Source organism: Pedococcus sp. KACC 23699, from assembly GCF_045348425.1.
Classification (GTDB): Bacteria; Actinomycetota; Actinomycetes; order Actinomycetales; family Dermatophilaceae; genus Pedococcus.
The window spans coordinates 442407-455539 of record NZ_CP157483.1 but is presented as its reverse complement, the minus strand read 5'-3'; the positions used below and the strand labels follow the sequence as shown (position 1 = coordinate 455539).

Below are 13133 nucleotides of genomic sequence, written 5' to 3'. Positions count from 1 at the left end.
GTGGTGAGCGTCACGCGGCGCTGGTGTGCCCTCGGCGAGCACGGACTGTAAGGATGGCACCTGACCTCATCTCATTCCCTACCTGGAAGAGGACGATCTGCGCATGAACATCGTCGTCTGCGTGAAATACGTTCCGGACGCACAGTCCGACCGCACCTTCAACGACTCCGACAACACCACCGACCGGGTGGGTGTCGACGGACTGCTGTCCGAGCTCGACGAGTACGCCGTCGAGGAGGCCCTCAAGATCGTCGAGGCCGGCGAGGGAGAGGTCACCGTCCTGACGGTCGGCCCCGACCAGGCCGCCGACGCCCTCAAGAAGGCGCTCCAGATGGGCGCGCACAAGGCCGTCCACGTCAAGGACGACGCGATCCACGGGTCCGACTCCGTGGCCACCTCGCTCGTCCTCGCCGAGGCCGTCAAGAAGATCGGGACGCCCGACCTCGTCATCACCGGCATGGCCTCGACCGACGGCACCATGAGCGTCGTCCCGGCGATGCTCGCCGAGCGCCTCGGCCTGCCGCAGGTGACGTTCGCCTCCGAGCTGACCGTCGACGGGTCCACCGTGACCATCCGCCGAGACGGTGACGCCGCGTCCGAGACCATCGTCGCCTCGCTGCCCGCGCTCGTCTCGGTCACCGACCAGATCAACGAGCCGCGCTACCCCTCGTTCAAGGGGATCATGGCCGCCAAGAAGAAGCCGGTCGAGGAGTGGGCGCTCGCCGACCTCGGTGTCGACGCCTCGCAGGTCGGCCTCGAGGCCGCCTGGACCAAGGTCGAGTCGTTCACCAAGCGCCCGCCGCGCGAGCAGGGCCAGATCGTCACCGACGAGGGTGACGGCGGCAGCAAGCTCGCCGAGTTCCTGTCCGCGCAGAAGTTCGTCTGAGCCGGCCAGAGAGAGAAGGAAGGCATACCCATGGCTGAAGTACTCGTCCTGGTCGACCACGCGAACGGCACCGTCCGCAAGACCACCGCTGAGCTGTTGACCATCGCCCGCCGCCTCGGCGAGCCCTCCGCCGTCTTCGTCGGCGACGGGTTCGACGCGGCCAAGGAGGCGCTCGCGAAGTACGGCGCGGAGAAGGTCTACCGCGTCGAGTCCGCCGACGTCACCGACCACCTGGTAGCCCCGCAGGCCGAGGTGCTCGCGCAGCTCGTCGCCTCGGCCTCGCCGGCCGCCGTGCTCATCCCGAGCAACTCCGCCGGCAAGGAGATCGCCGCGCGCCTCGCGATCAAGACCGAGTCCGGTCTGATCACCGACGCGGTCGACGTGCAGGCGGGTGAGGGCGGTGGCGTGAAGACGACCCAGTCCGTCTTCGCCGGCTCCTACTCGGTCACCTCGACCGTCACCAAGGGCACGCCGATCGTCACCGTCAAGCCCAACTCGGCGGCTCCCGAGGAGCACGCCGGCGCGGCGGCCGACGAGGTCGTCTCGATCGAGATCTCCGAGGGTGCCAAGGGCGCGAAGATCACCGAGTCCAAGCCCAAGGAGGCCACCGGCCGCCCCGAGCTGACCGAGGCCGCCATCGTGGTCTCCGGTGGCCGCGGCACCGGCGGCGACTTCTCCAAGGTGGAGGACTTCGCCGACTCCCTCGGTGCCGCCGTCGGCGCCTCGCGCGCCGCCGTCGACGCCGGCTGGTACCCGCACACCTCGCAGGTCGGCCAGACCGGCAAGCAGGTCTCGCCGCAGCTCTACGTCGCGTGCGGCATCTCCGGTGCCATCCAGCACCGCGCCGGCATGCAGACCTCGAAGACCATCGTCGCCATCAACAAGGACGAGGAGGCGCCGATCTTCGAGCTCGTCGACTTCGGCGTCGTCGGCGACCTCTTCGCGGTCCTGCCGCAGGCCACCGACGCCGTCAAGGCCGCCAAGGGCTAGGCCTCGACCCGCTCGTCCGAAGGGCCCCCGACCACACCGGTCGGGGGCCCTTCGGCGTATGGCGCGTGGGCGTCATACGCGGAAATGTCCGGAGTGTGGACACGCACCCATCCGCTGGGCGGATGGCCCCGAATCTGGACAAACCAGCACGCGGGGGGCCCGCGCCGCGGGCCCCGAACGTCTTGACGTCACGTGCTCCGTCTGGTGAGAGGAATGTCAATGACGACAATGCCCGCCCAACCCGATCCCGAGGAGACCGCGCCGCAGTCCGGGCAGTCCGGGCAGCCGCTCGGTCCGCGCCCCGCGGCACCACCGCGTCGCGACCGTGCAGGTCTGTCCCGCCGCGGGTTCATGGGATACGTCCTGACCGGGGCGACCCTCGTCGTGGCCGCCGACCTCACCACCGGTGCCCAGCCCGCCGCCGCTGCCATCCCGAGCGCCCCACAGATTCCCGAGACCTTCGACCTCGGTGACCTGCAGACCAGGTCGGCTCTGGCGACCTCGCAGCTCATCTCGATCACCCTCGACAAGGACGGGGTCGCGCACTTCGCGATCCCGAGGATGGAGGTCGGGCAGGGCATCACGACGGCTGCGGCCATGCTCATCGCCGAGGAGCTCGACCTGCCCCTCGACAAGGTCGAGGTCACCCTCGCGCCGGCCCGTCCCGAGCTGGTCTTCAACCAGCTGACCGGTGGCTCCAACACGATGGAGTCGATGTACACCCCGATCCGGGTCGCGGCCGCGGTCGCGAAGGGTCGGTTGCTCGCCGCTGCGGCGACGTTCCTGGGTGCGCAGGTGTCCTCGCTCACCGCCAGGCAGGGCATCATCACCGACGCGGTGGGCGGCAGCGCCACCTATGGCGAGCTCGCCACGCTGGCGGCCAGCTCCGAGACGGTGCCGGTCAAGGTCGCCCTGAAGTCACGGTCGTCGTTCCGTGTCGTCGGCACCCCGCAGAACCGGGTGGATGCCCGCGACGCCGTAACCGGTGCCAAGAAGTTCACGATGGACCTCGACGTGCCGGACGCGCTGCCGACGATGGTGTGCCGGCCGCCGACGCTCAACGGCTCCCCGCGCAGCGTCCAGAACCTCGCCGAGGTCAGGGCCATGACGGGCGTCACCGACGTCGTGGTCGTGGAGACCGGCGTGGCGGTGCGGGCCGCCACCTTCGGCCAGTGCATCGACGCCGTGCGGGCGCTCGACGTCTCGTGGAACGGTGGCACGGTCGAGGGCGAGTCCGACGAGTCGGTGCTGCGCCGGCTCAAGGCGGCCGAGCTGCCGATGGCGGTGCCGAAGGTGCCGCTGCTCGCCAAGACCGTCGATATGCGGTTCGAGTTCATGTTCCGCAGCAGCGCGGCCCTCGAGCCCAACTGCGCCATCGCCGACGTCCGTGACGGCACGGCCACCGTGTGGGCGGGGCTGAAGTCACCGATCGTGGCGCAGCGCAACATCGCCGACGCCCTCGGCCTCCCGCAGACGAGCGTCAAGGTCAACGTCGTCACTGGCGGCGGGTCGTTCGGGCACAAGCTCTTCGGCGACGCAGCCATCGAGGCGGCCAAGATCTCCAAGGCGATGGGCAAGCCGGTCAAGCTCATGTGGCACCGCGCCGACGAGCCGCGCCAGGGTCGCGTCCACCCGATGGCGACGTCGCGGATCCGCGCGACCATGCTCGGGACGGAGGTGCTGTCGTTCCAACAGCGCCACACGAGCGTCGAGACCGACTTCTCGCACGGTCTCGGCGAGCGGCTCACCGCCATGGCGGCCGAGCTGCCGGCGGGGCTGGGCAACCTCGGGTTCGCCCAGTCGATCTTCACGCTGACCCAGGAGCTGCCCTACGACTTCGGGGTCGTGACCCAGCTCCTCAACGAGGTCGACACGGGTTTCAACACCGGGAGCATGCGCAACATCTACTCACCCGACGTCGCCTGCGCCAACGAGCTGTTCATCGACCAGCTGGCGAAGAAGATGGGCAAGGACCCCGTGGCCTTCCGCCTCGATTTCCTCAAGAACGAGCGGGTCAAGGCCTGCCTGCGCAAGGTCGCAGAGGTCGGGAACTGGGGCCGGGCGATGCCGACCGGCACCGCCCAGGGGATCGCGATCCACTCGGAGTACAAGGGCGCGACCGCGGTGCTCGTCGAGATCGACTGCCGCCCCGAGACCGTGAACCGCCAGATCCGTGAAGCGGTCACGGGCCCTCGGGTCACCAAGGCCGTCATCGCGATCGACGCCGGCCTCGTGGTCAACCCCCGCGGGCTCGAGGCGCAGATGATGGGTGGCGTCTCCGACGGCATCGCCCTGGCGCTCACGAGCAGCACCCACCTGCAGGACGGGCACTTCCTCGAGGCCAGCTGGGACAACTACTTCTACACCCGGCAGTGGAACGTCCCACCGGTCTTCGAGTGCGTGGTCATGCCCTCGGACCGTGACCTGCCCGGAGGGGCGGGGGAGGCCGGCGTCGCTGCGTCCGTCGCCGCCACGGCCTGTGCCTACGCTCGCGCCACCGGCACGGTGCCCACGCGGTTCCCGGTCAACCACGGGACCGTCTCGTTCACCCCGAAGACCTTCATCCCCCCGGTGCCGGCGTCGCCCACCGACGGCCTCACCCACACCTACTGAGGAGCACCCATGGCACAGCACACCTTCACCGTGAACGGCGAGTCTGTCACCGTCGACGTGGCCGACGACGTCCGGCTCCTCTGGGTCCTGCGCGACGTCCTGGGCTACACCGGTCCCAAGTACGGCTGCGGCATCAACGTCTGCAAGGCCTGCACCTCCCACATCAACGGCAAGGCCTTCAACCCCTGCTCGGTCCGCGTGGGCGACCTCGCACCGACCGACGAGGTCACGACGATCGAGGGGCTCGCCGACACCGCCGAGGGGGACCTGCACCCCATGCAGGAGGCCTGGCTCGCACGCGACGTCGCCCAGTGCGGCTACTGCCAGCCCGGCCAGATCATGGCCGCGGTGGCCCTGGTGCGGAAGGTGCGCGCCGAGGGACGCGAGATTACCGACGCGGACCTCGACGCCATCCGCAACGTCTGCCGCTGCGGCACCTACAACCGCATCCGCGAGGCGATCCGGGACGGCGCAGCCCGCATGTAGCACGCGCCATACGCACGAACGCCCCGGACCACGCGCGGTCCGGGGCGTTCGGCGTTCGTCCGCCGGGCTGGGGGTGTCAGCGGACGACGTTGGCGGCCGCCACGACGTCGACGAGGCCGTGCCCCTTGTCGAAGCTCGTGGTGCCGTTGGTGCCGGGCTCGTAGGGAGCGCCGTCGGTGTACTTGTAGGCGGTCGACTCGATCGCGGCCTCGATCTGCGCAGGCGTGGCCGACGGGTTCGCCTGGAAGAGCTGGGCGACGATGCCGGAGATGTGCGGCGTGGCCATCGAGGTGCCGCTGATCGTGTTGTAGTCGCCGGCCTCCTTGGGGTCCATGCCGGTGCTGCAGATCGGGAGGTAGATGCGGCAGGAGCTGGTGATGCTCTCACCGGGTGCCGAGATGTCCGGGTAGGTCGACTGGTCGCCCTTCTTGCCGCGGCTGGAGAAGGAGGAGACGGTGCCGTCGCGGGTGCCGGTGTTCTGGTCGAAGAAGGACGCGACCGACAGGATGCCGGGGGTCGGGTCCATGCCGGGCGGGTTGGACAGCGAGGCCGAGCCGTCGCCACCGTCGTTGCCGTTGGCCCAGACCGACACGACGCCTTCCTTGACGAGCGCACGCTGGAGCTTGACCGTCGCGGAGTTGGGGTCGAAGGCGCCACCCCCGGTGGGGCCGTAAGAGTTGCTCGTCACCTTGATGGGCGGGCAGGTCTTAGCGGGGACCCCTGCACCACAGGGGGCCGCGTGGTTCTCGAGGACCCAGTTGAGCGCGGCGTCGGCCCCGATGATGAACAGCACCGCGCCGGTGCTGATGCTCACCAGGCTCGCGCCGGGAGCCGCACCGTGCATCTTCGTCCCGTCGGACAGCGTGACGTCGCGACCGGCGACGATGCCGTTGACGTGCATCCCGTGACCGCCGACCGACAGCAGGTCCGTGTCGAGCGCTCCGGCGTCGACAGGCGCGCAGGTGCTCTCGGTGAGCGGCTCGCAGACCATCTTGAGGTTCTTGACCACGGCGGACGTGCCGTTCGCGTTCTGCAGGAACGGGTGGCTCGGGTCGACGCCGGAGTCGATCACCGCGACGGAGACGCCCTTGCCGTCCAGGCTCGTGCCGTCGGCACCGCTGAGGGTGTTGCGCGCCTCGTCGCCGCGGGTGGCCTTGTTGGACGTGGCGAGGGTGAAGGCGATGGGCTGGTTGCCCTCGACGTAGGTGACACCCGACTGGCCGCGGACAGCCTGGATCTGGGCCGGCAGGCCGGTGGCGACGACGACGCCGATCTTGTCGAACGTCGTCACGGACCTCATGCCGGCCGCGGCGACGGCGCGCTTGGCGGCTGCGGTGTCCGTGCCGTGCACGAGCACGGTCGTGGGGGTGGCGGCCTGGAGCGTTCCCAGCTGCGAGGAGAGCCAGGGCTGGACGGCGGCGAGGGAGCCGCCCGACGGGAGCAGGCCGGCGGAGGCCGGGGCGGCCAGGGCCACAGCGGCCAGGGCCGCGGCAGCGACGGCTGCCCGGGTACGTGTCACAGTGCGCATGGGTTCCCTTTCGAGGAGCGACCAGCATCGGTGATGGTCTGCCTGTGCCCGGACAACGAGGGTTCGCTGCGTGTGGTTACGCGCGAGTAGGTCAAGGGAGGGTCAAGGAAGGGCAGGTCCCTGGGGGCCTGGAGCGACCGAGGAGCGGGTGTGCGAGGGGCGGTCCCGCCCTCGCCGCGTAAACTTTGCGGGTGCCCGCCTACCTCGACCACGCCGCCACCACGCCGATGCTCCCATCGGCCGTCGCGGCGATGACCGAGCAGCTGGCCGTCACCGGCAACGCGTCGTCGCTGCACACGAGTGGCCGCCTCGCGCGACGCGTCGTGGAGGAGTCGCGCGAGCGCATCGCGAAGGCCCTCGGGGCGCGTCCGTCCGAGGTGGTCTTCACCTCCGGGGGCACCGAGTCCGACAACCTGGCCGTCTCCGGGACGTGGGAGGCACGGCGCGACGCCGACCCCGCCCGCATCCGCATCGTCGTGAGCGCGATCGAGCACCATGCCGTGCTCGACTGCGTCGACCACCTCGTCACCCACGAGGGGGCCAAGGCCAGCTGGGTCGAACCCGACGCGCACGGGGTGGTCACCGTCGGCGCCGTCCGTGCGGCGATCGAGGAGGACCCCGACTCGGTTGCGCTCGTCACGGTGATGTGGGCCAACAACGAGGTCGGCACGATCCAGCCGGTGGCCGAGCTGGCCGCCCTGTCCCACGAGTTCGGGATCCCGTTCCACACCGACGCGGTGCAGGCGGCCGGGCACGTCCCCGTGGACTTCGCCGGCTCCGGGGCCGACCTCATGACGGTGACCGGTCACAAGGTCGGTGGCCCGCTCGGGATCGGCGCACTGTTCGTCCGCCGTGACGCCACGGTCGTCCCGCAGACCTTCGGTGGTGGGCAGGAGCGCCAGATCCGCAGCGGCACGCTCGACGTGCCCGCCATCCGCGCCTTCGCCGTGGCCGTCGAGGAGTCGGTCGCCGCCCTCGGGTCCGAGACCGCGCGCCTCGTCGCCCTGCGCGACCGGCTCATCACCTCGGCGGAGGAGATGGGGTATGCGATCACGGTGACCGGCGCGTGGGAGCCCGGCGACGCCATACGGCGGCTCCCCGGCAACGCCCACCTCCTCGTGCCGGGCTGCGAGGGTGACTCGCTGCTCTACCTCCTCGACGCCGCGGGGGTGGAGTGCTCGACCGGCTCGGCGTGCCAGGCCGGCGTGCCGCAGCCCTCGCACGTGCTCCTCGCGATGGGGATCCCGGAGGGCTCGGCGCGTGGTGCGCTGCGCCTGACGTTGGGCCACACCTCGACCGATGCCGACGTCGACGCCCTGCTCGCGGCGCTGCCGGCCGCGGTCGAGCGTGCCCGCCGCGCCAGTGGACTGGCCAGCTGATGCGGGTCGTCGCCGCCATGTCCGGAGGAGTGGACTCGGCCGTCGCCGCTGCCCGCATGCTCGACGCCGGTCACGAGGTCGTCGGCGTGCACCTCGCCCTGTCGCAGAGCGCGGCGACCCTGCGCGAGTCGGCCCGCGGGTGCTGCACCATCGAGGACGCCGGCGATGCTCGACGGGTGGCCGACGTGCTCGGGATCCCTTTCTACGTCTGGGACATGGCCGCTCGCTTCAAGCGTGACGTCATGGAGGACTTCGTCGCCGAGTACTCGGCCGGACGCACCCCGAACCCCTGCCTGCGGTGCAACGAGAAGATCAAGTTCTCCGCGCTACTGGACAAGGCCGTGGCCCTGGGGTTCGACGCCGTGGCGACCGGCCACTACGCGCAGATCGTCACGGGTGACGGAGGGCGGCGCGAGCTGCACCGGGCCGTGGACATGGCCAAGGACCAGTCGTACGTCCTGGGTGTGCTCGATGCCGACCAGCTGGCCCGCGCGTTCTTCCCCCTGGGCGACACCACGAAGCCCGAGATCCGTTCGGAGGCAAGGGAACGCGGCTTCTACATCGCCTCCAAGCCGGACTCCCACGACATCTGCTTCATCGCCGACGGCGACACCCGGGGCTGGCTCACGTCCCGTCTGGGGGAGCAGGCCGGTGACATCGTCGACGCAGCCTCGGGCGAGGTCGTCGGGGCGCATGCCGGGTCTTACGGCTACACCGTCGGCCAGCGGCGCGGGCTGGGCCTTCCCCGGTCGAGCCAGGACGGAGAGCCGCGCTACGTCGTCGGTGTGGACGCCGCCACCAACACGGTGACGATCGGCACCGCAGACCTGTTGGGGGTCAACGCGATTCGAGGCGACCACGCCCGCTGGTGCGGCGCTCCCCCCGAGGGGGTCGTCGAGGTCGGGGCCCAGGTGCGTGCGCACGGCGAAGAGGTGCCGGCGCAGGCGTGGGCCTCTGGCGAGGACGTCGAGGTGCGACTCTCGTCGCGCATGCGCGGTGTCGCCCCGGGTCAGTCGGTGGTGCTTTACGACGGGACCCGCGTGGTGGGTTCGGCCACCATAGGGTCGAGCTGGCTCGAGCGCTGATCGGTATGGCGTCGCAGGAGGCCGTGGGGGACGGCGCGGCGGCTCGGGAGATTCGTGACGGGACGCCGCTGGCCCGGGTCCGGGCGCTGTGCCTCGCGTTCCCGGCGACGCAGGAGCGGACGTCGCACGGCGAGCCCTGCTGGTGGGCCGGCGGGAAGAAGATGTTCGTGGTGACGTCGCAGCACCACCACGACGACCGCGTGGGGTTCTGGGCCGCTGCGCCCGAGGGGGTGCAGGGTGCCCTGGTGGCCGCCGAACCGGAGCGATACTTCCGGCCGCCCTACGTCGGCACCCGCGGCTGGGTCGGGGTCCACCTCGACGTCGACGACATCGACTGGGACCGCGTCGAGGAGATCGTCGAGGACGCGTGGCGGCAGGTCGCGCCGAAGCGCCTGGTCGCGGAGCACGACGCGCGCTGACACGCCCTTCTCGCTGCATCTTCGCCGCATTGGGTGTCCAGACGGTCGGAATTCCGCCCGCGTGGACACCCAATCCTGCGAGCGAGGAGTGAGGCCGAGCGGTGTGGGCTGGGCTGTCGGTGGTCGCGACTAGAGTCGGGGCCGTGGCTCGCGCAAGTGGTATCGGCTCCCTTCCCGGCACCGACATCAGGGAGGCGCTGCGAGGGGTCCGCGAGATCCTGGCCGTCGACGACCACCTGCCCTACCTGCCCGAGCTGCCCGCCCGCGGACCCGGTGCCGACATGATCGGCCGAGCCGCCGGGCTCCTCGTCGACCTGCACGTCGACCTCCAGCCCGCTGGGTGGCGCCTCGTCGAGCGTCCAGGTCACGACGCGTCGCGGACCGGAGCCCTGTGGCGCCAGGACCTGGACGAGCTGGCCGAGGCGTTCGACGGCTGGGAGGGCGAGCTCAAGCTCCAGTGCACCGGTCCGTGGACCCTGGCGGCGAACCTCGAGCTGACCCGCGGCGAGAAGGTCCTGGCCGACCCGGGTGCGGTCCGCGACCTCACCGGTTCGTTGGCCGAGGGCATCCGCGTCCACCTCGACACCGTCCAGCGGCTGGTGCCCGGTGCCCGGCTGGTGCTCCAGGTCGACGAGCCCTCGCTGCCCGCCGTCCTCGCCGGCCATCTCCCCACCGCGTCCGGGTACGGCTACCTGCGTCCGGTCGACCCTCAGCGGGCGATGAATGGACTGCGCGACGTCCTCGCTGCCGCGGGGGAGCGGGCGACCGTCGTGCACTGCTGCGACCGCGCCATACCGCTGCCGCTCCTGCGGGCGACGGGCGTCGGCGCCGTGTCCCTGGACGTCACCCACCTCACCCCCCAGCGCTGGGAGTCGATCGCGGCGACGACCGAGCAGGGCGTCGCCCTGTGGGCCGGATGCCTGGCGACCGACGGCACCAGCACCTCCAAGGACGCTGCCCGTACGGTCGAACGCGGGTGGAGCGATGCAGGGCTCGCGCCGCGCGGGCTGGCCGACCTCGTCGCCACCCCGACGTGCGGCCTCGCCGGACTCACACCGCACGGGGCCTGGGGCGTTCAACGCAGGGCGGTCGAGGTGGCTGCCGAGTGGACCGAACGAGCCGAAGGCTGAAACACCGATGAGCAGCACGACGAACACCCCACCGACCGGTGGCGCCACGAGCAACGCGACGAGCAATGTCACGAGCAACGCCACGAGCAGCGCTGCCGGCCACCCCTCCGGCGGCGCACCAGAGACGGCGACGTCGACGGCCCCGGTGCGCACCACGCGCGTGCCGTGGCAGGCGAAGTACCTCATGCTGGCGCTCATCTGGGGGTCGAGCTTCCTGCTGATGAAGATCGGGCTGCGCACGATGGCGCCGCTGCAGATCTCGGGCCTGCGCATCTACGCCGGGACGGCCACCCTCCTGACCCTGCTCGCGGTGACCGGCGGGCGGCTGCCGCGCGGACGCCGTACCTGGGCCCACCTGACGGTGTCCGGCATCTTCCTGACGGTCCTGCCGTTCAGCCTCTTCGCCCTGGGCGAGGAGCGGGTGTCGAGCGCGCTGGCCGGCATCGGCAACGCGACCACCCCGATCGCCGCCCTATTCTTCGCGCTCCTGCTGCTGCCCAGCGACCGCCTGTCCCCGCGCAAGGTCGCGGCGGTCCTCGTCGGCTTCGTCGGCGTCGTCGTCATCACCCAGCCGTGGGAGTCCGCCGGGCGCCCCGACCTGCTCGGCTTCGGCATGACCCTCGTGGCGGGCGCGTGCTACGGCCTGGGCTGGACCTACAACCGCCGGTTCCTCGGCGGTGCCGACCTCGGTGGGCTGTCCATGCCGACCGCGCTGCTCGTCGTCGGCTCGGTCCTCATGGCCCCGGTCCTGCTGGTGTGGTGGTCCCTGCACCGCGACACGTATGCAGCGCCGTGGAGCGGGCACGTCGACCCGACCGGCGGTGGCTGGCTCACCCCGGTCCTGTGCGTCCTGGTGCTGGGCGTCGTCGGGACCGGGCTGGCCTACATGCTCCAGTTCGACGTCGTCCGTGGGGCGGGTGCGACGGTGAGCACGACGGTCACCTACCTGATCCCGGTGGTCTCGGTCATCCTCGGTGTGCTGGTGCTCGATGAGCACCTGGCCTGGCCGCAGCTGGTGGGCGCGGCCATCGTGCTGGTGTCGGCGGTGGTGGTCGGGCTGCCCGCCCGGCGCCGTCAGGCACCGGGCGAGCAGCCTGCCTGAGACGAGCTGCCTGGTCAGGCGGAGGGCTGGTGCACCTCGCGCCGCAGGATCTTGCCGGTCGCGCCCTTCGGGAGCTCGTCGACCGCCCAGATGTGGCGCGGGTACTTGTAGGCCGCGATCTTCGACTTCACGAAGGCCTGCACGTCCTCGAGCGACGCCTGGGCGCCGGGCTTGAGCGCCACGGCCGCACCGACCTCCTCGCCGAGCAGCTCGTCCGGCACGGCGACGACCGCTGCCTCGAGCACGTCGGGGTGCTCGTACAGCACCTCCTCGACCTCGCGCGGGTACACGTTCATGCCACCGCGCAGGATCATGTCCTTCTTGCGGTCGACGATCGTGAAGTAGCCCTCGTCGTCCATCGTCGCGAGGTCGCCGGTGCGGAACCAACCGTCCGGGATGGCCTCGGCGGTGGCCTCGGGGTTGCGCCAGTACCCCTTCATGACGTTGTCGCCGCGGATCGCGATCTCGCCGACGCCGTCGCCGGGCGGGACGTCATTGCCGTCGAGGTCCACGAGCTTCATCTCGCAGCCGGGGATGGCCACGCCGATGGTGCCCGGCTTGCGCTCCTTCGTCGGCATGTTGAACGACGCGACGGGAGAGGTCTCGGAGAGGCCGTAGCCCTCGAGGATGACGCACCCGAACTTGTCCTCGAACGCCTTCATCACCTCGTGCGGCATGGCCGACCCGCCGGAGCAACAGGTGCGCAGCGACGTCGCGTCCATGTGGTCGGAGTCCGGGTGGTTGAGGATCGCGGCATACATGGTGGGCACGCCCATCATGATCGTGACCTTCTCGTCGGTGATGACCTTGATGGCCTCGGCGGGGTCGAACCGCGGGATCAGCGCGAGTGCGGCGCCCGCGATGACGGCGGCGTTGAGCCCGACCACGAGCCCGAACACGTGGAACAGCGGGAGGCAGCCCATGACGACGTCGTCGCTGTTGGTCTCCTGGATGTCCACGGCGCTGCGGTAGGCGTTGAGGTGGATGTTGCTGTGGGTGAGCTCGGCCCCCTTGGGACGGCCCGTGGTGCCCGAGGTGTAGAGCACGATCGCGGTGTCGTCGTCGGCGCGCTCGATCGGCTCGGCGATCGGCTCACCCTCCTCGAGGGCGCCCTCGTCGGGGCCGAGGGGCCCGCACTGGACGATGCGGGTGCCGGAGTTCTTCGCTCCCTCGGTGGCCTCGGACACGAAGTCGGGCCAGACGAAGGCGACCTTCGCGCCGGAGTTGCTGAAGAAGAAGTCGATCTCGCCCGCCTTGAGCAGCGGGTTCATCGGCACGACGATCGCCCCCGCGAGCAGCGACCCGAAGAACACGACGGGGAACGCCGGGACGTTCGGCAGGATGATCGCCACGCGGTCACCCGGTTCGACACCCGCGGCCCGCAGCGATCCGGCCACCTTGGCCGCCATGGCGTGCAGGTGGGCGTAGCTCAGGTCGTTGCCCCTGAACTTGATGGCTGCCTGGTCGGGCGTCTTCTGTGCCGTGGTGACCAGGTTGGTCGCGAGGTTCGTCATC

Annotated in this window: 11 protein-coding genes; 9 read left to right on the top strand and 2 right to left on the bottom strand. The window is 70.8% G+C overall.

Features of this window, described 5'->3' with window-relative positions; all coding sequences use genetic code 11:
- Positions 1–103 precede the first annotated feature (103 nt).
- The 4 genes from ABEG17_RS02160 (at position 104) to ABEG17_RS02145 (ending at position 4975) form a co-directional block, all read left to right on the top strand.
- On the top strand, positions 104–886 hold the full coding sequence (locus ABEG17_RS02160) for an electron transfer flavoprotein subunit beta/FixA family protein (protein ID WP_406831608.1): 783 nt from the start codon (positions 104–106) through the stop codon (positions 884–886).
- Between the two features lie 30 nt (positions 887–916).
- Entirely contained in the window at positions 917–1876 is a 960-nt protein-coding gene (locus tag ABEG17_RS02155) for an electron transfer flavoprotein subunit alpha/FixB family protein (protein ID WP_406831607.1), read from the top strand.
- A 219-nt stretch (positions 1877–2095) separates the two neighbouring features.
- The gene (locus ABEG17_RS02150; protein ID WP_406831606.1) at positions 2096–4489 is read left to right on the top strand and encodes a molybdopterin cofactor-binding domain-containing protein; all 2394 of its coding nucleotides are present in this window, start codon (positions 2096–2098) and stop codon (positions 4487–4489) included.
- A 9-nt stretch (positions 4490–4498) separates the two neighbouring features.
- Positions 4499–4975, top strand: coding sequence for a (2Fe-2S)-binding protein (locus tag ABEG17_RS02145; protein ID WP_406831605.1), 477 nt, complete (start codon positions 4499–4501; stop codon positions 4973–4975).
- A 76-nt stretch (positions 4976–5051) separates the two neighbouring features.
- Here ABEG17_RS02145 and ABEG17_RS02140 read toward each other — a convergent pair whose 3' ends face one another.
- A complete protein-coding gene (locus ABEG17_RS02140) occupies positions 5052–6503 on the bottom strand; it encodes a S8 family peptidase (protein ID WP_406831604.1) in 1452 nt (483 codons plus the stop codon).
- Between the two features lie 191 nt (positions 6504–6694).
- Here ABEG17_RS02140 and ABEG17_RS02135 point away from each other — a divergent pair, with 191 nt between their 5' ends.
- The 5 genes from ABEG17_RS02135 to ABEG17_RS02115 all read left to right on the top strand — a co-directional run bounded on the left by ABEG17_RS02135 (position 6695) and on the right by ABEG17_RS02115 (position 11618).
- Positions 6695–7882: a cysteine desulfurase family protein gene (locus ABEG17_RS02135; protein WP_406831603.1), complete on the top strand. Its 1188-nt coding sequence runs from the start codon at positions 6695–6697 to the stop codon at positions 7880–7882.
- Positions 7882–8967 (top strand): tRNA 2-thiouridine(34) synthase MnmA, encoded by a 1086-nt coding sequence (mnmA, locus tag ABEG17_RS02130; protein WP_406831602.1) that lies wholly within the window; start codon positions 7882–7884, stop codon positions 8965–8967. The genes ABEG17_RS02135 and mnmA overlap by 1 nt, the downstream gene beginning before the upstream one ends.
- A 5-nt stretch (positions 8968–8972) precedes the next feature.
- Positions 8973–9386, top strand: coding sequence for an MmcQ/YjbR family DNA-binding protein (locus ABEG17_RS02125; protein ID WP_406831600.1), 414 nt, complete (start codon positions 8973–8975; stop codon positions 9384–9386).
- A 143-nt stretch (positions 9387–9529) separates the two neighbouring features.
- A complete protein-coding gene (locus ABEG17_RS02120; RefSeq protein ID WP_406831599.1) occupies positions 9530–10516 on the top strand; it encodes a methionine synthase in 987 nt (328 codons plus the stop codon).
- A gap of 7 nt (positions 10517–10523) precedes the next feature.
- On the top strand, positions 10524–11618 hold the full coding sequence (locus tag ABEG17_RS02115; RefSeq protein ID WP_406831598.1) for a DMT family transporter: 1095 nt from the start codon (positions 10524–10526) through the stop codon (positions 11616–11618).
- A gap of 14 nt (positions 11619–11632) precedes the next feature.
- Here ABEG17_RS02115 and ABEG17_RS02110 read toward each other — a convergent pair whose 3' ends face one another.
- Complete coding sequence (locus ABEG17_RS02110; RefSeq protein ID WP_406831597.1) at positions 11633–13132, bottom strand: long-chain-fatty-acid--CoA ligase; 1500 nt, start codon at positions 13130–13132, stop codon at positions 11633–11635.
- Position 13133 lies beyond the last annotated feature (1 nt).